The following is a 20,025-nucleotide window of genomic DNA, read 5'->3' as shown; positions in this document are numbered from 1 at the left end:
GTGATGCAAATCTATTGAGCAAGGGTGCTATCGCATGACGAGCAAACACATATTGGGCATTGCCCTGGGTTTTACCGCAGGCTATGTCGATACCGTGGGTTTTGTTGCCCTGTTTGGCTTGTTCACCGCCCATGTCACCGGCAACTTTGTGCTTATCGGCAGCGAGCTGGCTCATCCCAGCCATGGTGTGCTGATCAAGTTCCTGGCTTTTCCTGCGTTTATCTTCGCAGTGGCACTGGCACGCATCGTCGCCGTCAAGCTTGAGGCCAGCGGCAAATCTGCAGCGCGTGCACTGACTGGCATGCAGTTATTGTTTTTGCTGGTGTTTATGGTGCTGGGCTGTTTATCTACTCCCGTGCAAAGCACTGATGCCATCTTGCCGCTGGTCGCAGGCATAGCCGGTGCCGCCGCCATGGGCGTGCAAAACGCCGCCAGCCGCCTGGTGTGGACAGAGCTGGCACCTACCACCGTGATGACGGGCAACGTCACCCAGATTGTGATTGACCTGGTTGATATTCTCAGGGGCAGTGCGGTGGCAGGTACCAAGGCGCGACTGTGGAAATTCTTGTGGCCGGTGCTGGCCTTTGGCGTGGGGGCAGTGGGCGGGGCATTTGCGTATACGTATGCAGGATTTTTTGCGCTGGGTTTGCCGGTGGGAATTTTGTGTTTGGTGTTTGGGTTTGCTGAGTGAGATTGACGCCCGCACCTTTGATCATGTGTTTTGTAGGAGTAGCTTTAGCCGAGAACATTTAGCCTCGTAGGTTGGGCTACGTTTATCAGCCCAACACTCGGCGTTTAAACAAGGTATACGTTTGCTTAGGCCCAGTGTTGGGCTGATACCCGTAGCCTGGCGAGGCCCGGCCCAACCTACGTATCGCCGCCACCGCTACCCAACCTGTATTAAAAACACAACGTCATTTCAAGCATCACTAAAATATTTCCCCTGATTGTTAAAAACTTAAGAATCAGGAGTATAGTGGACTTTGTATTATAAAAAATACATTCAAAAATATAAACGGCCAGCAAGCCTGCATGGCTACGCCAAGCTTTATCACACCCCCACTTTCTTGAAATGGAACAGAGATGAAAATCCTTTCTATGATAGGCGGTAGCCTCGCTCCCATGCTACTCATGCTCGCTGCTCAGGCTCAAGCCCAGGCTGCCCCGGATAATTTAGCCGCTGCGCGTTGTGAGCGCTTCATTACTGCAGATGTGGTGGCGATAGACCAGGCCATGATGATTAATCGCCTGGGCACGGCGCAACCGGGTGGCATGGTGTATGCGCTGCGGGGTGATGTGGTTGCTGTCAGCGGCAACACGCCAGGGCCGGGCAATGCGCAATTGCGGCCAGGAAAACGTCCGCGGCCCATGGTCTTGCGGGCGAATGTGGGTGATTGCCTGATGGTCAATTTCCAGAACTGGCTCAAGCCTGCTTCTGTCAATCCTAAACCGGTGACAAAAAATGCCTCTGTCCATGTCGCTGGCATGGAGCTGGTGTCATCCATCAGGGATGATGGCAGCTTTGCAGGCAATAATGCGGTCTCGGCAAGTGGCACTGACAGCGGCATCATCGCACCGGGCAAAGCCATCAGCTACCGCCTGTTCGCGGCAGAAGAGGGCAGTTTTTTACTGTATAGCATGGCAGGGCAAGAGCAGTTGACGTATGGGCTGTTTGGTTCTGTCAATGTGCAGCCACGCGGTTCAGAATGGTATCGCAGCCAGGTTACGCAGGCTGAAATGCAACAGGCGTCGGTTACTGGTGCTACGGGTTACCCAGTAATTAATTATGATGCGCTGCTACCAAACAGCAGCAAGCCAGTGCTGAAAATGCTGGATGCAAGAAATAATATCGTCCATAGCGACCTGACGGCCATCATCACCGGGCCTAACCATGGCCCCTTCACTGTCAGTGGCACACGCAATCCGTCTTACCCCAATCCAGAATCACCATACCGTGAAGTGACGGTGATGTACCACGAGTCTTTCACGCTGGTGCAGGCATTTCCTCAGCTGGCCGATCAAACTAATGTGCTCAGTGGTGCCAATGATGCGTTTTCCATCAATTATGGTTCAGCAGGCATTTCTGCTGAAATTCTCGCCAACCGGCTCAAGGTCGGGCCGACTGCTGATTGCCCTGAATGCAAATTTGAAGAATTTTTCCTGAGCTCCTGGGCGGGTGGTGACCCTGCCATGGTGGTTGATAATCCGGCCAACCTGCCATGCTCGCCCCAACCTTGCACGCCGCCCAAGGCTACCAAGGCCTTTTATCCGGATGATCCATCCAATGTGTATCACACTTACCAGGGTGACCGTGCGCGCTTCCGTGTCTTGCATGCGGGGCAGGGTATCTTCCACGTGCATCATCACCATGCCCACCAGTGGTTGTATTCGCCAGACAGTGATACCAGCAGCTATCTCGACAGCCAGACCATAGGCCCTGGTTCATCCTATACCATGGACCTTGTCTATGACGGCAGCGGTAACCGCAACCTGACGCCGGGTGACTCTATCTTCCATTGCCATTTCTACCCCCATTTTGCCAGCGGCATGTGGGCTTTGTTCCGCGTGCATGATGTGCTGGAACTGGGCACGCCTCTTGGTGCAGATGGCAAGCCCAGGGCCGGTTCACGGGCCTTGCCGGATGCCGAGATTCTGGCCGGTACACCCATTCCTGGTTTAGTGCCCCTGCCAACCCGTGCCATGGCACCATTGCCCGCAGCAGTGCAAATTGACAAAGGCCAGGTCAAGGTGACAGGTGCTGGCAACCCAGGCTACCCCTTCTTTGTCCCCGGCATCGCCGGGCACCGTGCGCCTCATCCGCCGAATGATTTTGCGGTGGAAAATGGTGTGGCATTGAATGGCGGCTTGCCACGCCATCTGATTACCGGTGGCACGATTTCCATTGATAAATACACGCAGACTGACTTTACCAAAGAAATGGGCCGTATCAACGCCATAGAATTACCAGAGCAGGGCACCGCCACAGAACAGGCGGCCATGACCATGCATGAACAAAAATCTGTCGCCACCAGAATGCCCGACGGCAGCCTCGCACAATTCGCCATGAATGGCTTGCAGCGTGCGCCCGGCGCACCGTTTGCCAACCCCGCCCGGGGTGCTACCGTCACGCCGCCAGTGCGCATCTACAAGGGTGCCGCCATGCAGACTGACGTTGTGCTCAACAAAAAAGGCTGGCACTTCCCGCAGCAACGCATACTGGCCTTGTGGCAGGATGTGAAACCGATACTGAATGGTGACAAGCCACCAGAACCCCTGTTCTTCCGCGCCAACAGCAATGACGTGGTTGAATACTGGCACACCAATCTGGTACCGAGTTATTATGAGCTGGATGATTTCCAGGTGCGCACGCCGACCGACATCATCGGCCAGCATATCCACCTGGTGAAGTTTGATGTGCTTGCCTCTGATGGCGCAGCCAATGGCTTCAACTATGAAGACGGCACCTTCAGCCCGGATGAAGTGCGCGCCCGCATCAATGGCATCAACCAGGCTGGCGGTATTGCGGTGAATGGCAAGCAAGTCAGGCTGACCCCCAAAGCCATACCTAGCTTTGGCAATGGCCCTACACCCGGCAGCATGCAGTGGGTGGGCGCGCAGGCCACAGTGCAGCGCTGGTGGGTTGACCCTGTGATGGACAAACAAAAAGCCGACCGCACCTTGCTGACAGTATTCACGCATGACCATTTTGGCCCGTCTACTCATCAGATGGTGGGCCTGTATGCCGGGCTGGTGGTAGAACCCACAGATTCGCGCTGGACTTCGGCTGATGGCAAAACCCTGTTTGGCAACCGCAGTGATGGCGGCCCCACCAGCTATGCCGCCAACATCGTGCCGCGCCAGGGCAAAGCCTATCGTGAATTTGCGCTTTCTGTTGCAGACTCACAATTTGCCTATCTGCCAGCCAGCCGTACCAGCTTTGATTGCTATCCTGGGCAAGATCCGATATACAGCGGTTGCAAACGCAGTGTGAATGGCACTTACACCGGCTGGGCTGATCCGCTTAACGGCATCAACTGCGTTGGCTGCTTGCCGGTGCCGATCAGCAATCCAGTCAATCCAGTTACGCCACCAACGACCACGCCCAGTATCATTGGTGGTTTTGGTGTCGGTGTCTCTGTGCTCAATTACCGCAATGAGTCGCTGGCTTTGCGGGTGGCTGCAAATAGTGGCACAGTCAATTCAGGCACGGATCTGGCACGTTCTTACAGTTCCATTTTGCGTAATGATGCACAACTGAACGTGCAGCCTGCAGGTGGTGCGAACATCAATCCGCGTTGCGTAAAAACTGCGACCAATAATTGCTTCACCTTCCCCAAACAGCCTGTCAGTGCACAGATGGGCGGCACTGATCCTTTCACGCCGATCTTGCATGTCTATGAAAATGACCCCGTGCAATTGCGCGTCATTGATGGTGCACTGGTGGGTAACCATACTGTCACTGTGAATGGCAATAAATGGTTGTTCGAGCCCTTCAACACCAACTCTGGCTACCGCGACAGCCAGACCATGAGCTTGTCCGAGCATTTTGAAACCCTGTTCACCATCCCGCAAACCGGCAAGGCGCAGTCGCTGGATTATCTGGTCAACACCAGCAATGCCTATGACGGCAATGTCAGCGGTGCCTGGAGCCTGATGCGCAGCTATAACAACCAGGTGTCATGGCTGTCACCTTTGCCTGGCAATTCCAGCATCAGGCCGGTTGCCACCACCATGCCCAACCTGCCCACCGATTGCACTGCGCGCGGCCCTTGTGTGCGCCAGTTCAAGGTATCGGCCACGACCATACAACAACTGCTGGGTTCCAATAGCCCGTTGCTGTACAACAGCCGTGGTGCCAAACTGACGAATGGCAAGTTTTCGGATCAAACCCTGAACGACCCCAATGCCATCGTGTATGTGCAAGACCAGGACTTGAACCCCAACGGCACTTTGAAAGCCGGGCTCACTATTGAACCACTGGCCCTGCGCGCCGCTGCTGGCGATGTCATCCGGCTGCAGTTGACCAACCGTGTCAATGCCAGGGCGCCTGTATTTACCACGCCTGAATCTGCCGCACGGCCAACGCTGGGCTTTACCGATGCCTACGCCAATATCAAGCTGCTGCCTTCCACCCAAGCAGGCTTGCACCCGCAATTGCTGGCGATGGATGTCAGCAATGCCGATGGCATGAACGTCGGTAACAATCCAGTACAAACCGTGGCTGCCTGCAACCCCGCGCCTTGCACAGGCACGCCACCATCCACCATCTACACCTGGTATGCCGGCACGCTGCAAAACGAGAACGGCGTCACCCGCGCCACACCGGTAGAATTTGGTGCCCTCAACCTGGCACCTGCCGACCCGCTGATGCAGGCTTACCATGGCCTGTTTGGCGGCATGATCATCGAGCCGTTGGGCGCGAAATGGCAAGACGATCCAGGCACGCATGTCTCCAGCACGGTGTCGCCTGCGGTGGGCAAGCCTTTCCGTGATTTTGCGGTCTTCATGCAAACCGATATCGCCATGCAGTTAGGGGGTAATTCACTGTACGGCGCAGGTATGCCATTAATGGCAGTCAATTACCGTACCGAGCCTTTCTTCTATCGCTTTGGCACACAGCTAAATCCAGGGTTCACGCAAAACAAGTTGCCCATCCCCAACTGGAACAATCTGCAGGCTGCTGACCTGAGTAATATTGGCAGCAATATCAATGAAGTACTGCCAAGCACCGATACTACGGCTGAAGTATCAAACACCCTCATAGGCAGAGATCCTCAAACACCGGTCTTCCGTGCCAATGCAGGCACGCCAGTACGCTTCCGCCTGTTTGGCCCACCGGGGCTGGCGGATAACCAGAATGTGTTTGAACTGACTGGCCATCAATGGCAGTTTGAACCGTATGCCGATAACTCCAGAAGGATAGACAGTAACCCGGCATCACTATCAACGGGCACGCAGTCCGGCTATGGCACGACATCACATTTTGACGTTGTTGTCGATAAGGCTGGCGGCACATTCTCGGTACCGGGCGATTACTTGTACCGCAGTTGGCCCAATGGCCAATATAGCACCGGTGGCTGGGGCGTGTTCCGCGTCAGTCCTGCTCAAACTCGTGCTGCCGGAGCTACAGCAGTCACAGCAGCAGTACAGGAAGTGTTCGCCGATATCGTCGTGATTGACAAAGTCGTGTCCATAGAGGGTATTCTTGAGGTCAGCGGTAGTGTCACGATGCGCCCCGGCAGTGTGCAATGGGAGCAGGCGGACTCTGTCACCATCGTGGCCGACGGCAAAGAACTGGGCAAGGTTGCAGTTGACCAGACCGGGCGCTGGCAATTCAAGGCCAATGCCAGTGCCGTAATGCCCAGCATGCTGGAAGTGCGATCTTCTTTTGGTGGCCTGGCACAGCACAGACCGGTAGCGGCCATCCTCACGGCTACTAATGCAATCGAGGCGATAGACAAACAGGCCGAACCACCAGTGTTGCCATTGAAAAAAATAGAGCGACGGAAGCGTTAATGCGGGAAACCATACTTAGCAGGCAAGTCAATGTACGCAATTGCTGGCATCAAGCCTTTACCGGACTGGTGCTGGCGACTGTTTTTGCTGGTAGCGTGGGGGCAGCATCGATAGCAGAACTCAAGCCCACGCCAAATCAAGTGATCAAGGATGGCGTCTCCTTGCAACTGGACATGTCGCAGCCCATGCAAGAAGGCGCAGAAGCCCGCTTCAGCCTGAGCCTGCGTGATGCCGCCAGTGCTAGCCCCATCCGCAATGCGCGACCTATCGCCTGGGTTGATGGGCACGACGGACAAACCCAGGGAGAAGAAAGCAGTGAACAGGCTTGCCGCCGCAAGGTTGCCACCTTTATCGGTGGCGATTTGCTGCATGCGCCAGCACTCAGTTTGAATGCCTATTATGTGCTGGCCCTGAATGAAGATAATTCCATCTCCGTCATCAATCCACAAACCGGTTTTGGTGGTTCCAAATTGCTGACCATGGTGATACTGCATGGCACAGGGCAAGACTGGTTGCTGACGCCTGAACAAAACCTTTGGGTCAGCCAGCCGCAGGTGCATGAAGTGGCGCTGGTAGATACCCGCAACTGGCAAGTCAGAACCCATGTATCCGTGCCTGGCCATCCGGGACAAATAGCCTTGCGACCCGGCGCGCAGCAATTATGGGTATTGACTGATGATGGTGTGACGGTTCTCTCATCATCCAATGGCCAGGTGCTGGCAAACATCAAGACAGGGAAGGGCAGCCACACCATCGCCTTCAGTGACAACGGCAAGAGCGCATTTGTCAGCAATGCTGCAGACAACAGCATCAGCCTCATCGACGCAGGCAGCCTCAGGAAAAGCGCTGAGCTTGCCAGTGGTAGCAAGCCTGTCGCCATGGCATGGTCATCCAAGGCACAACTGCTGTATGTTGCGCATGAAGGCGATGGCCAGATTATTGCCTTTGATGTGGCAGGCAAGCAGGCGGCAAGTATCAAGGCGCTGCCCGGCATATCCACTATCCGTTTTACACTCGATGGCCGCTATGGTTTTATCCTCAACCCGCAAAAAAACAAACTCGATTTGCTCGACGCAGCCACCAACCAGATCGTGCAAGGGGCAGACATCACGCATGGCCCGGACCAGGTTACGTTTTCTGACCGCATGGCCTATATCCGGCGACGTCACAGTGAAATCATGCAACTGGTGCCGCTCGATGCAATTGCACATAATATACAGGCCGGGCAGCCACTGGCGCTGGCATCGGTCAGCAATGGTCAAAAAGCCTTGGATAAGGGGCGCAGCGCAGGCAGCCTGGCAGACACCACGGTGATGGTGCCTAATGGCGCAGCCGCTCTGCTGGCCAATCCTGCTGACCGCACCATCTATTACTACCAGGAAGGCATGAGCGCACCCGCAGGCAGCTTCCGCAATTATGGCCACGAGCCGCGCGCCGTGCTGGTGCTGGACCACAGCCTGCAAGAACGCCAGCCCGGTATGTACCAGGCCAGTGCCCGCTTGCCCAAGGCAGGCAATTACCAGGTAGTGTTTTATCTCGATTCACCCAAAATGCTGCATTGTTTTCCGATCACCGTACAGGCTGATCCAGCCAAGCCACCTGTAACACCTTATGCTGTGACACTGGCGGGAGCTACGCCCACCTTAAGCAAAGGTGAAAACCAGAACCTGCAATTCGTCATCCGCGATGTGGTTAGCGGACAGGTTATGTCTGGCATCCCTGACTTGCAGGTCTTGCTGTTCAATACAACGGGTAATCAACAACTGCAACTGGATGCGCAGGAACAAAAAAACGGTGACTATGGCATCAGCTTTGCACCAGCCGTCAGCGGGCATTACTATGTCTACTTCCAGGCGGCATCGCTGGGCATGAGCTGGAATCAATCGGCACGACTGGTATTGACGGTGAAATAAAGACTTATTGTGGGATCAATATGAAGCAAGTGATGAAACACGTATCAGGCATGATGAACAAAGCGCTGCTGTCTATGCTACTTATGGTGTACAGCGTCTTGTTCCTGGCAATGCCATCTGCGCAAGCTGCCATGCGTGCGATTCCTGAAGCCCAGCTCATCAACCAGGATGGCAAGAACGTCGCCTTCTACCGTGACCTGGTGCAGGGCAAAACAGCCGTTGTCAATTTCATCTTCACTTCCTGCACCATGATCTGCCCCACTCAAACCGCCACCTTGCGCCAGGTACAGCGCGACCTGGGCACACGGGTAGGGCGTGACGTGGTTTTCATATCCGTCAGCATAGACCCCAACACTGACAAACCCGCACGCCTCAAAGCCTTTGCACAGCAGTTTGAGGCTGGCCCGGGCTGGCAGTTTTTGACGGGTAATAAATCTGTTGTCGACAAATTATTGCGATCCCTCAATGCCGGTGTCAGCGACATCAGCAATCACAGTGGCCTTGTGCTGGTCATCAATGAAAAAAAACAGGCCTGGCAACAACTCGCCAGCATGCCAGAGGCCAAACTGATCCAGAGCACTGTAGAACAAGTGGCAGGGCCTGACCCCGCCATGCAGGCCGCCAATGGCCGCTACTTCCCCAATTTGCCTTTGCAAACGCAAGATGGCAAAACCGTGCATTTCTTTGATGACGTCATGAAAGACAAAGTCGTACTCATCAATTTCATCTTCACCACTTGCCCCGGTATCTGTTCACCCATGACGGCCAACCTTGCCAGGGTACAGCCCCTGCTAGACCCGCGCGTGCAGATGGTCAGCATCACGGTAGACCCCGACACCGATACCCCCAAGGTCTTGAAAGACTTTGCCAGCAAATTCAAGGTGCGCCCAGGCTGGTTATTTTTGACTGGCAGTTCAGAAAACATCAGCGCTGTCGCCAAAAAACTCGGTGGCAGTGGTGAAGACAAAGACGCCCACAGCGGCATTTTATTGGCAGGCAATGTACAGACCGGTGACTGGAAAAAAATCTATGCGACAGCAAAACCAGAAGATATTGCCCTGGCCGTAGGAAAGCTGTTGCCAGCAAGATGATGTCAAGGTTTTGGACTGCACTTTGCGTTTTGCTCTGGCTGTTCTGTGCTGACATTGCCAACGCCGCCGATGATCAAGCCTGGCAACGTGGCCAGACCATGTACCACAAAGGCTGGAACGGCCAGGCCGCCTGCGTGCGCTGCCATGGCAATCAAGGTCAGGGACGCGAAGAGGGCGGCTTGCGTGCACCGGCCATCGCAGGCAAACCAGACAGTCAGCATTTGCAACGCGCCTTGGCAGAGGGTATAGGCAGCAATGGCCAGAGCCTGCATCCGCTCATGCCACGCTATCAAATCGACGCAACAAGCCTCAATGATCTGCTCGCTTACCTGAGCGTCATCGGCAAGGATACCCCGGGCCTCACTGACACCGTACTGCGTGTCGGCGTCTCTTTGCCTGACAGTGTCTACGGTGCCGCCATACAGGCAGGCTTGAACAAGGCTTTTGATCAGCAAGTGTATGGGCGAAAGCTGGAACTGCTCGTCAATTCTGCGCCGGACGAGGTATTTGTCGAGGTCGCCAGTTTACAAAGTAGCTTGCAAACCGGGCTGCAAATTGCGTCCAATTCCGCAACTGAAGCTAACAAGCTGGCTGTCATCGGCACCTTACCCATGCCTGGGCTTGCCAATTTTTCTGACCCGTCTGCACCAAACAGTTTCCACCTCTTGCCCTCCATACGCGAACAAGCCAGCGCTTTGCTGACTCAGGCTGTGCTTGATGCTCGTGGCAATGCTGGCGCTGCTTCCGGCAATGTTCTTGGCAATAAAGCGACACTACAACTGACCCTGATCCATGATCTTGGCAATGATCCGGCCTTGCATGCATTGCTCAAAGAGTTGCGCGAGCAGGCGCGGGCAAATCACCAGTCACTGCGCGAGCAAATATGGTCAGCCAAAGTCCGCAAGCCGGGCGAAGCAGTGATTTATCTTGGCAGCCCTGCTCATCTGAGTGCTGTGCTTGCGGCAAGCGGTGATAGCCTGGTATATGCCAGCGCCATCCACATCGGCCCGGCCAGCCAGCAACTGCCACCCGCACAAGCATCCCGCCTGCGCCTGCTTTTGCCTTGGCGCACCAGCAGCCCGGTGTTTGACCTGCCCACCGCCTACAGCGACGCCGCCTATGCCGCAGGCATGGTACTCATAGAAGCACTCAAACGCAGTGGCCGCCAGCTAGGCCGCGCTGAACTGCTGCAGCAACTGAACCAGCTCAGGGATTTTACGATTCCCGGATTCGGCAAGATAAGTTTTCACCCCGGCCAACATCACGGTAGGCACGGAGGGCAACTGCTTGCCGTGGATGTTGAGCATGGTGTATTCAAGGTGTTGCGAAGCTGGTGAGGGACAACAAAGAATTCGAGGTTTGCACGAGTTGCAGGCGGAGTTTGTTCATTGCTATTGTTAGTGACTAAGAGGTTAATGTACTTTTTTCATGAATTTGGACTTGGGGGCCAATGCGGTAATGACCAATGCAGGAATTTTGTAAAGATAGTGTCCGTTGGAAATAATTAATGCTTGTAAATTCTGGGGATTGAAATGCAAATTCAACAAATTGAAATTGGAAATTTCAGAAAACTTCAAGCTGTTCGCATAGATTTCGCTGAGACAACAACTCTTTTTGTTGGTGCGAATAACAGCGGAAAAACCGCCGCGATGATCGCTTTACGACGCTTCTTAGTTGATCGTGGAAATTTCACAATTAACGATTTCACTTTGACGCATTGGCGTAAGATTGATGAGATTGGTGCTAAATGGGAAAGCAGCAATCTAGAAGATAAATTAGAGTCGTTCGAATGGGGCGATGTTATTCCTTTCCTTGATGTGTGGCTTCAGGTGCCTATGAACGAATTGCATTACGTTCAAAAATTGTTACCTTCCCTAGACTGGAATGGCGAGAGTATCGGTGTCAGGTTACGTTATGAACCGAAAAAAGTTGGAGACATTCAACAAGAATATCTTGCAGCAAGAAGAGCAGCTGTTGCCGTAATGGAAAAAGCGGTAGGGGCGACCGAACCCGTGCCGGTGCTTGACAATGGGGATGTAGATTCCGCGCGATTAAAGCAGGAAAAGAATACATCCCCGTTCACACTTTGGCCAAGTTCATTGGTCGATTTTTTATCGCGTCGATTGCGCACTATGTTTGAAGTGCGTGCTTACTTGTTGGACCCGATTAAACTTGTTTCCCCAAAAAATGGAATTGCAATACCACAAAATCTGAATGTTGGAAGCGAACCTGTAGATGGAGATCCATTTTATGGCCTCATTCAAATTGATGAAATTGATGCACAAAGAGGATTTGGAATTTCTACGTCAACGAAATTACGTAGTGATAATTTAGGTGATGAACAGGAGAGTCAGCGTAGTGGAAAAAAATTGTCTAAGCAACTTCGCTCATACTATGCAGAACATCTCGATCCATTTAATAACCCGGAGGTCAAGGATATTCAAGCATTGCAAGCGCTGCATGATGCACAAACCGCATTTGGAACAAAACTTGAAGCAAGTTTTTTCAACGCGTTAAAGGAGCTTGAGGATCTTGGTTATCCAGGTGTGACAGATCCCAAGCTTACAGTGTCTGCAAACATTCGGCCAGTGGATAGCTTGAATCACAGCTCGGCCGTTAAGTATGAGATTCCAACATATGAAGCAGAGAAAGGAAAATCACATAGTCTCCCTGAAGATTCAAATGGGCTGGGATATCAAAATTTAGTGTCAATGGTTTTTGAGCTTATGAGCTTCCGTGATAAGTGGATGAAAGTTGGTAAAGCCGGGTTGAGCATTTCTGCGTATGGAGATCATATTCCTCCACTGCATTTAGTTTTAATTGAGGAACCAGAAGCGCACTTACATGCTCAAGTTCAACAAGTCTTCATCAAGCAGGCTTATGAAATACTACGGAAGCATGAGATGCTAAAAGAGTCGAAAATACTTCATACTCAGCTAATAGTGAGTACTCATTCGAGTCATCTAGCTCATGCCGCTGATTTTTCCTCATTACGATATTTCCGTAGACTTCCTGCACCTCATGCTGTTGGGTCTGTGCCATTCTCTTCCGTAGTTAACTTATCAGAGATTTTTGGTGGAGCAGATCCAACTAAAAAATTCGTAAAACGCTACTTGAAGGCAACGCATTGCGATCTATTCTTTGCGGATGGCGCTATTCTTGTGGAGGGGCCCGCTGAGCGTATTCTGATTCCCCATCTCATTGAGTCACGCAATGAATATGCTTATCTCCGGCGATGCTATATTTCTTGGCTTGAAATTGGTGGAAGTCATGCACATCGATTGAGGCCACTTATTGAACACCTTGGTATAAACGCTTTGATTATCACGGATATTGATGCAAAGGATCCTGCCACCGGGAGTAATGCGAATCCTAAGCGCGGAGTAGGACAAACGACTCGCAATGAAACGATAAAGTCATGGGTGCCAGGGCAAGAGGGTTTAGATTCAGCGCTCGATATGAAGGAGGATGATCTAGTTGTAGATGATAAGTCTGGATACGCAATCAGAGTGGCATATCAGCAGCCGATTATGATTAATTTTAAATCTGCTAAAAATGTTGAGGTACTTGCCTATACTTTCGAAGATGCACTTGTATACCAGAATACTGATCTCTTCGCGAAGCTTCAAGGCAGTGGCCTTATTCAAAAATTTAGAACGGCACTTACTAAATCTAAAGACATTACTCAATTGGCAAAATCAATTCGTGATGATCTTAAAAATGGAAGTAAAGCTGAATTTTCTCTTGATCTTTTACTGAGTGATGATATTGAGAAATTGGTTGTACCAGAATACATTCACAAGGGCTTGTTGTGGTTTGCAAATCAGCTCAAGCGAAAAGAAGAAAAGGTAACAGGCAATGCGATTGGAAGTGAAATATGAATGCTGCTGATTATAAACAAGATAATGACATTGATGCGCCTGCTGATGCAGAAATGATTAATTGTCTGAATTTAGATTCATTGCGGAGCTTTTTTTTGTTTGCTGGAGCAGGATCTGGAAAAACCAGGTCACTTGTAAATACTCTAGTGAATGTGCAACGTAATTTTGGTGATAGGCTAAGGAGGAGAGGCCAGAAGATTGGTGTCATCACTTATACAAATGCTGCTAGTGATGAAATCAAGCGTCGCTTACAATTTGATCCATTAATAGATGTAAGAACGATTCATAGTTTTGTTTGGTCGCTTATAGATGGACTCAATAATGATATTAGGGAATGGCTACGTGTTGAGTTAAAAGACGATATTGCGCAAGTTGATCTTGATGAAAGAAAAGGCAGGAAAGGCACTAAAGCATCTTTAGAACGTTTAGCCAAAATAGAATCAAAAACAAAGCGACTGCAGAATCTTGATAGCATAAAGCGTTTTGTCTACAGCCCGACTGGAGATAATCGAGGCAGAGACGCTTTAAATCACACTGAAGTACTTCAGCTTACTGCGAAATTTTTAAGCAGTAAACCAACAATGCAAAGCATTCTAGTTGGTCGTTACCCGATTCTTCTTATTGATGAGAGTCAGGATACAAACAAGTATTTAATTGATGCACTTTTTCTAGTTCAGAAAGAACAAAAGCATCAATTTGCACTTGGTTTACTTGGTGACATGATGCAGCGCATTTATAACGATGGCAAAGAGGGTTTGGGCGAGAATTTGCCAGACGATTGGGCGACTCCTGGAAAGAAATTAAATCATCGCTGCCCCGAGCGCGTGGTTAAATTGATTAACAAAATTAGAGATGATACGGACAAGCAGCAACAGCGCTGGAGATCAGATGCAATTGAAGGCACAGTTCGGTTATTCATTTTGCCAAGTGATACACCTAATAAGTTCGAAGTAGAGCATGCGATTGCTATTCATATGTTTAGCGTTACGAATGATCAAGCTTGGAAGGAACCACAATTTTGCAAAAATCTTACGCTGGAGCATCGAATGGCGGCGTCTAGAATGGGATTTTTGGAAATGTTCGTTCCTCTATATGAAGTAAATAGTTGGCGCACGAGTTTTTTGAACGGCACACTGTCAGTATCCCGTTTTTTTACTGAGGACGTACTACCACTTGTGAAGGCAAAAATTGCAGAAGACGATCTCGCAGTGACACGCTTATTGAAAGCGGGATCGCCACTTTTGGCTTCAGAGGCACTTCGTAATGCGGACGATATAAAAAATCACTTAAGAAACATATCGTCTTCGCTCTTAAATTTGATGGAATTATGGAAAAATCAAGCTGATCCATCTTTGAAAGATGTCCTGCAATGCATTGTGAATAACAAACTTCTCGTCGCCCCCGACATATTGCTAGATCATATGTCGTCTACCAAAGTCAATACTGACCCGCGCATTGAGACTCAAACTCAACAGAGCGACGTTGAAGATGAACGAAGCATGGCAATTGCTACTTTCCTCACTGCGCCATTTTCGCAACTCGAACCGTTTGCAAACTATATCTTAGGCAAGGCTCATTTCGATACTCACCAAGGTGTAAAGGGATTGGAATTTGAGCGAGTGATGGTAATCATGGATGATGACGAAGCACGTGGTTTTCTATTCAATTACGGAGATTTATTTGGAGGGAAATCTAAAGGGGAGAGGATCGTAGAGAATACTCGCCGATTGTTTTATGTAACATGTAGCCGCGCACGAAAAAGCCTAGCGTTAGTAGCATATTCAAAAAATCCGCAGCAAGTCCATGACTTTGTGTTGGAGCGGAACTGGTTCTCTGCTGACGAGATTGTTCGAGATATTCCCTGTTAAAACGAGATATCCCTCCAATTCCCTATGCTGCTTAATCAGTCGATGGAATAAAGGTATTATTTGCGTAGATCGATCACAAAAAAGCTCATTGAACTTCGACGCCATCAGCTTTCAATGATGGCGTGTGCTTGTATAGGAGTAATATGAATCAGCTTTTCGGCGGTTCCCACAACTCAACCCGGTTACCCTCAGGGTCCATCACCCAGCCAAATTTGCCATATTCCGAATCGTCCACCTTGGCATCGACATCACATCCTTCCTCACGCAAGGCTGCGAGCAGGGCGTGTAAATCATCGACGCGGTAATTGATCATGAAGGGCTGGGGGCTGGGCGCAAAGTAGGTGGAGTCGGCAGGGAATAATGACCAGGCTGTCTTGGCATCGTTGTTGGCACCATTGGCCTCGAATACTGCGCCACCCCATTCGCTCAGGTCAAAACCAAGATGATCTTTGTACCATGCGCTCAGGGTTTTGGGATCTTTCGCTTTAAAAAACACGCCGCCTATGCCAACAACACGTTTCATATTGCCTCCTGGAAGATATCGATTGAAGTAGAAATAATTGATGTGACTGGTCATTCGCCACAGATCACAGATATTACCTGACCCCTTAGTGCCGCGCAAACTGCCGTACCAGATCGCAGAGGAGGGGGCGGCGCGGGCTAGTCATCAAAATCATCAAACCATCACGCTGCCTTGAGCTATTGCCCTAAATCCTCCCCCATCAGCGTCTCCAGAATAATCTCCCGCAATCTCTGCACTGCCATGTCCGGCTCGGCATCCATGCGGTGCAAAGTCAGACCCAGCATGGGTAGGGCGGGCAGGGCGGGGTTGTTGATGATGCGTAGATGCAGTGGTAGGCCAGCTGCTGTGCGCACTGTCACGCCCAGGCCCGCGGCGACGGCGGCCCAGATGCCGCTGAGGCTGGGGCTGGTGAAGGACAGGCGCCAGGGGATGTTGGCGCGGTCCAGTGCGCTGGTGGCGCAACTGCGCATGAGGCAGGGGGCTTCGAAGGCGACCAGAGGCAGCGGATCGTCAGCAGTATGCACTGCTTGCAGTTGCGGGTCTGCCGCGCCTATCCAGTGCATGGCAAAGTTGCGCAGGTGTTCGCTGTGCGGGGTGGTGATGTTGGCGTCCCAGGTCAGCGCCAGGTCCAACTGGCCTGCGGTGATGAGGTCGAACAGGGTGGCGTTGCGGGCGATCTTGGCTTCTATCCTGACCCTGGGGTGGGCGCGGGCAAAGCGGCCCAGTACGTCGGTGAGTATGCGTTCGCCAAAGTCCTCAGGTATGCCCAGCCTGATCCAGCCTTCGAGATCAACACCGCGCACGGCGGCAGCAGCTTCGTCATTGAGTTCCAGCAGGCGGCGGCCATAGGCCAGCAGGGTCTCGCCTGCTGCGGTGGGCAGCATGCCCCGCCCTGATTTGCGCAGGATGGGGCTGCCGACCTGCTCCTCCAGCTTCTTGAGCTGGGCGCTGACGGCAGAGGTAGAGCGACCCAGCCTGTCCGCCGCCTTGGCAAAGCTGCCCAGTTCTATGCCAGTCACAAAGGTGCGCATGACGTCGAGGTCGAAGGTGATCTTGCTCACTGGAACACTCCTTGTGTTTTGTTTCTTTTTTATCCATCCCGTTTTTTGGAATGATTGGTTTGAAATTATCTGATTTTATGGATGAAGATAGTAGGGTATCTTGTACTTGTCAACAACGCTTTTGGAGTCGCACCATGCAAATCCCCAGCACCATCGCCCGCGAACTGATGGGCGACATCGCCCCCAAATTTGCCGAGCTGACCGACCAGGTCTTGTTTGACGACATCTGGCAAAGACCGGGCCTGCCACCGCGTGACCGCAGCCTGATCACCGTCGCCGCACTCATCGCGTTGAACCGCAGCGAGCAATTGCCCTTCCATATGCAAAGGGCGCTGGACAATGGCATCACGCAGGCTGAGCTGGTGGAAGTCATCACCCACCTGGCGTTTTACTCGGGCTGGCCAACGGCTGCCTCTGCCATCAGTGTGCTACGTCAATTGGCTGCCAACCAAACTACGTCAAAGTCAAAGGAGTAAATCATGCCCATGAGCCGCGTATCCCTGTTAAAGGGAAAATCACCTGAATACCTGCAAGCCTTGTCTGATGCCTTGCATCAGGCGCTGGTCGATGCCTATGAAGTGCCATTCAAGGACCGTTTCCAGGTCATCCAGCAGCATGAAGCGAATGAGCTGGTGTTTGACCGCGACTATCTCAGTCATCAGGGTAAGCCAAGGTCGGATGATTTTGTGTTGATACAGATCACCGCTGGCCGCCAGCGCAGTGCTGCCACCAAGCAGGCGTTTTACCAGCGGCTGGTTGAACTGCTGGGAGAATCACCTGGTTTGCGGGCAGAGGATGTGATGGTCATCATCAATACCACGGCGGCAGAGGATTGGTCGTTTAGCAGTGGGGTGATGTATGACGGGGTGGCGCGGTATGAGTGAGGTCGTTGCAATTACATAGCTTGGGCCGGGCCTCGCCAGGCTACGCATTGTAGGTTGGGCTACGGGGTATCAGCCCAACACTCGGCGTTTAAATAACGTATACGTTTGCAGAGGCCCAGTGTTGGGTTGATAAACCGTAGCCTAGCGAGGCCCGGCCCAACCTACAGACTACGAGGTATCAGCCTGGCGAGGCCCGGCCCAACCTACGATCCTTGCAATTTATGAGAAAAATTTTCCTGTCTATCCAATCCCAAGAGGACACCCAACATGATCGCCATGCAATACAACTTCACCCTCCCTGCCGACTACGACATGGACATCGTCCGCCAGCGCATCGCCAGCAAGGGCCACATGCTCGACAACTTCCCTGGCCTGGCTTTCAAGGCCTATCTGCATGCCAGAAAAAGCAGCGAAACCACAGCATCCAGCCAGAATGTTTACGCCCCTTTCTACCTCTGGAGCGATAACGAAGGCATGAATAATTTCCTCTGTGGCGATGGCTTCAAAGCTGTCTCGCAAGCCTTTGGCTGGCCTGCGGTCAAGCAATGGTCGGTATGGCATAACCATGTTGATGCGCAGGTGTGCAGCGCGAAATTTGCCACACGCCAGGTCAGCCCTATCGCACCGTATACCGTACTGGGTGCCTTGCGTGAACATGAAATCGACACCGCAAAAAAACTGAGTCAGCAAGACGGCGTGCTGGCAACGCTGACGGCTTTTGATCCCAATGAATGGACACTGGTGCGCTTTACTTTATGGCGTGATGCGGCGGCGGCAAAAGCTGCAATGCGAGGTACCAGTTCGCCAGTGGATGTGCAGGTTTATGAAGTGGGGCATGTGTCGGCACCAGAAGTGTGATGATAACCGGCGCATGGATGCATATTCACATGCGCCGGTTTATGGTCAGGGCGTCAGTACAAAATTGACGCCAGATTGATTCGCTGCCGATACGTCGACTGACAGTATCACTTTGCTGGTATAGCCGGTTGCTGCAGCTTCTACCCTGTATTTGCCAACATCAGGCACGACAACAACCGGCGTTGCGAAGATGATGGGCAAAATGGCGCTGTAGGTGCCCAGCTGGGGCGCAGAAGTTGGTAAATTGGAGAGCGTATATGCGCCGCTCAGGATGTCTGCGCCCTGGTACTTGATGGTCACGGTAGGCCCCGGTATGAAGCTTTGTTTGGCAGCGACATAAGCGACTTCTGTGGCGCTGGCTGGCGACAGAGTTGCCGTGCCGCTGATGCTTGCCTGTGGCCCGACATTGGGCAATAAATTGATCGGTGCAGAACTGCTGCTGACCACGACCGTACTGCTGGTGCTGGCAACCGGTACGCCGGTAATGATGCTTGCGGCACGGCCATCAGCTGTAATGACGACATCGTAGATACCGGGTGCCAGGCGTGCCAGGTAGAATTCACCAGTAGTTGCATTGGGCACGGTGGCGCTGATCACGTTGCCGTTTTGTTGTGCCGTAACGGCGACATTGCTCAATAACAGTGCAGTATTGACGTACCCGTCTATCCCGTTGAGGATGGTAGGCACTACTTTGACTACCGGTTTTAGTGCAAACTTGCCGTTACCTTTGGCGACGATGGATTTGCAGGCATCAAAATCCAATACGACATCAGCACGCTGGCCCTGCATGACATCAAATTCATTGATCAGCTTGATGCCGCTTTGTACTGCGCTGGGAGTATCAAGCGAAACTTCTGTAATGCTGCCAGCAGGGATGACGGAATTGGCCAGTGCGTTGCCTGTATTGGCATCCAGCACCAGCCGGATTTGTGAATAATGACCTGCTGCCAGCGGCGTTTGGCCCAAGTCTTCAAGCGCACCATTGGTGAGTTTCAGCAGATTGATTTTTCTGGCGGGGGTGAGGGTGATATCGGTCCAGTTGGCATCATTTTCGCTGGCAGTGGCGCTTTGGTGAACTCTTACTTTGGCAACAGTGATATTGACTGCGTCAAAGCCGCAAGACGGTGCATCTGTCAGCGACACCCGCAATGTACCTGTTGTGTTCTGGAGGCCACCTATTGATGTGGATACGACTGCGTCGCCACCACCGCCACCACCACAGCTTGCCAGCAAGCTTGTCACCAGTATGATGCCTGGCAAGGACAGTTTCCATAATGAATTTTTCATTTTGATGCCTCTTTGATTGTTGATTCATGTCATGCTTTTCTGTCGAAAAGAAAAGCACATGTTGATTTGCAGTTGCTTTTGCAGATGAGCGATGGACGTAATCATGATTTAAAAAAATTAGGTGAAGAGTTCGGACACAAAAC

At 52.0% G+C, this 20,025-nt stretch carries 13 protein-coding genes; 10 read left to right on the top strand and 3 right to left on the bottom strand.

The genetic code is table 11. The annotated features are described in order from the left end of the window. Positions 1-34 precede the first annotated feature (34 nt). The 7 genes from AC3WQT_RS00370 (at position 35) to AC3WQT_RS00340 (ending at position 15,269) form a co-directional block, all read left to right on the top strand. Positions 35-691, top strand: a complete 657-nt coding sequence (locus tag AC3WQT_RS00370; protein WP_492701133.1) for a YoaK family protein — start codon at positions 35-37, stop codon at positions 689-691. Positions 692-1,083: 392 nt separating this feature from the next. After that, positions 1,084-6,516, top strand: coding sequence for a hypothetical protein (locus AC3WQT_RS00365; protein ID WP_492701131.1), 5,433 nt, complete (start codon positions 1,084-1,086; stop codon positions 6,514-6,516). After that, positions 6,516-8,429 (top strand): YncE family protein, encoded by a 1,914-nt coding sequence (locus tag AC3WQT_RS00360; RefSeq protein ID WP_492701129.1) that lies wholly within the window; start codon positions 6,516-6,518, stop codon positions 8,427-8,429. Before AC3WQT_RS00365 ends, AC3WQT_RS00360 begins: the two co-directional genes overlap by 1 nt. Positions 8,430-8,461: 32 nt before the next feature. After that, positions 8,462-9,520 (top strand): SCO family protein, encoded by a 1,059-nt coding sequence (locus AC3WQT_RS00355; RefSeq protein WP_492701126.1) that lies wholly within the window; start codon positions 8,462-8,464, stop codon positions 9,518-9,520. Next, complete coding sequence (locus tag AC3WQT_RS00350) at positions 9,517-10,857, top strand: cytochrome c/ABC transporter substrate-binding protein (protein WP_492701124.1); 1,341 nt, start codon at positions 9,517-9,519, stop codon at positions 10,855-10,857. The genes AC3WQT_RS00355 and AC3WQT_RS00350 overlap by 4 nt, the downstream gene beginning before the upstream one ends. Before the next feature lie 195 nt (positions 10,858-11,052). Continuing rightward, positions 11,053-13,401: an AAA family ATPase gene (locus tag AC3WQT_RS00345; protein ID WP_492701122.1), complete on the top strand. Its 2,349-nt coding sequence runs from the start codon at positions 11,053-11,055 to the stop codon at positions 13,399-13,401. Then, entirely contained in the window at positions 13,398-15,269 is a 1,872-nt protein-coding gene (locus AC3WQT_RS00340; RefSeq protein WP_492701120.1) for a UvrD-helicase domain-containing protein, read from the top strand. The genes AC3WQT_RS00345 and AC3WQT_RS00340 overlap by 4 nt, the downstream gene beginning before the upstream one ends. 148 nt (positions 15,270-15,417) lie before the next feature. Here AC3WQT_RS00340 and AC3WQT_RS00335 read toward each other — a convergent pair whose 3' ends face one another. Beyond that, positions 15,418-15,792 (bottom strand): VOC family protein, encoded by a 375-nt coding sequence (locus AC3WQT_RS00335; RefSeq protein WP_492701118.1) that lies wholly within the window; start codon positions 15,790-15,792, stop codon positions 15,418-15,420. A gap of 176 nt (positions 15,793-15,968) precedes the next feature. Continuing rightward, the gene (locus tag AC3WQT_RS00330; RefSeq protein ID WP_492701116.1) at positions 15,969-16,853 is read right to left on the bottom strand and encodes a LysR substrate-binding domain-containing protein; all 885 of its coding nucleotides are present in this window, start codon (positions 16,851-16,853) and stop codon (positions 15,969-15,971) included. A 134-nt stretch (positions 16,854-16,987) separates the two neighbouring features. Between AC3WQT_RS00330 and AC3WQT_RS00325 the strand changes: the two genes are divergently transcribed. The 3 genes from AC3WQT_RS00325 (at position 16,988) to AC3WQT_RS00315 (ending at position 18,595) form a co-directional block, all read left to right on the top strand. After that, positions 16,988-17,329, top strand: coding sequence for a carboxymuconolactone decarboxylase family protein (locus AC3WQT_RS00325; RefSeq protein ID WP_492701114.1), 342 nt, complete (start codon positions 16,988-16,990; stop codon positions 17,327-17,329). Positions 17,330-17,332: 3 nt separating this feature from the next. Continuing rightward, a complete protein-coding gene (locus AC3WQT_RS00320; RefSeq protein ID WP_492701112.1) occupies positions 17,333-17,737 on the top strand; it encodes a tautomerase family protein in 405 nt (134 codons plus the stop codon). Between the two features lie 267 nt (positions 17,738-18,004). Then, positions 18,005-18,595 carry a DUF4865 family protein gene (locus AC3WQT_RS00315; protein WP_492701110.1) on the top strand — a complete coding sequence of 197 codons (591 nt, stop codon included), beginning with the start codon at positions 18,005-18,007 and terminating at the stop codon, positions 18,593-18,595. 45 nt (positions 18,596-18,640) lie between these two features. On the opposite strand, the gene AC3WQT_RS00310 is transcribed toward AC3WQT_RS00315, so the two are convergent. Further along, positions 18,641-19,882: a DUF4382 domain-containing protein gene (locus AC3WQT_RS00310; RefSeq protein ID WP_492701108.1), complete on the bottom strand. Its 1,242-nt coding sequence runs from the start codon at positions 19,880-19,882 to the stop codon at positions 18,641-18,643. Positions 19,883-20,025: the final 143 nt, after the last annotated feature.

It is taken from the genome of Undibacterium sp. FW305-107, from assembly GCF_058788535.1.
Note: the sequence above shows the minus strand (reverse complement) of the source record. Positions and strands in the feature narration are given on the sequence as shown.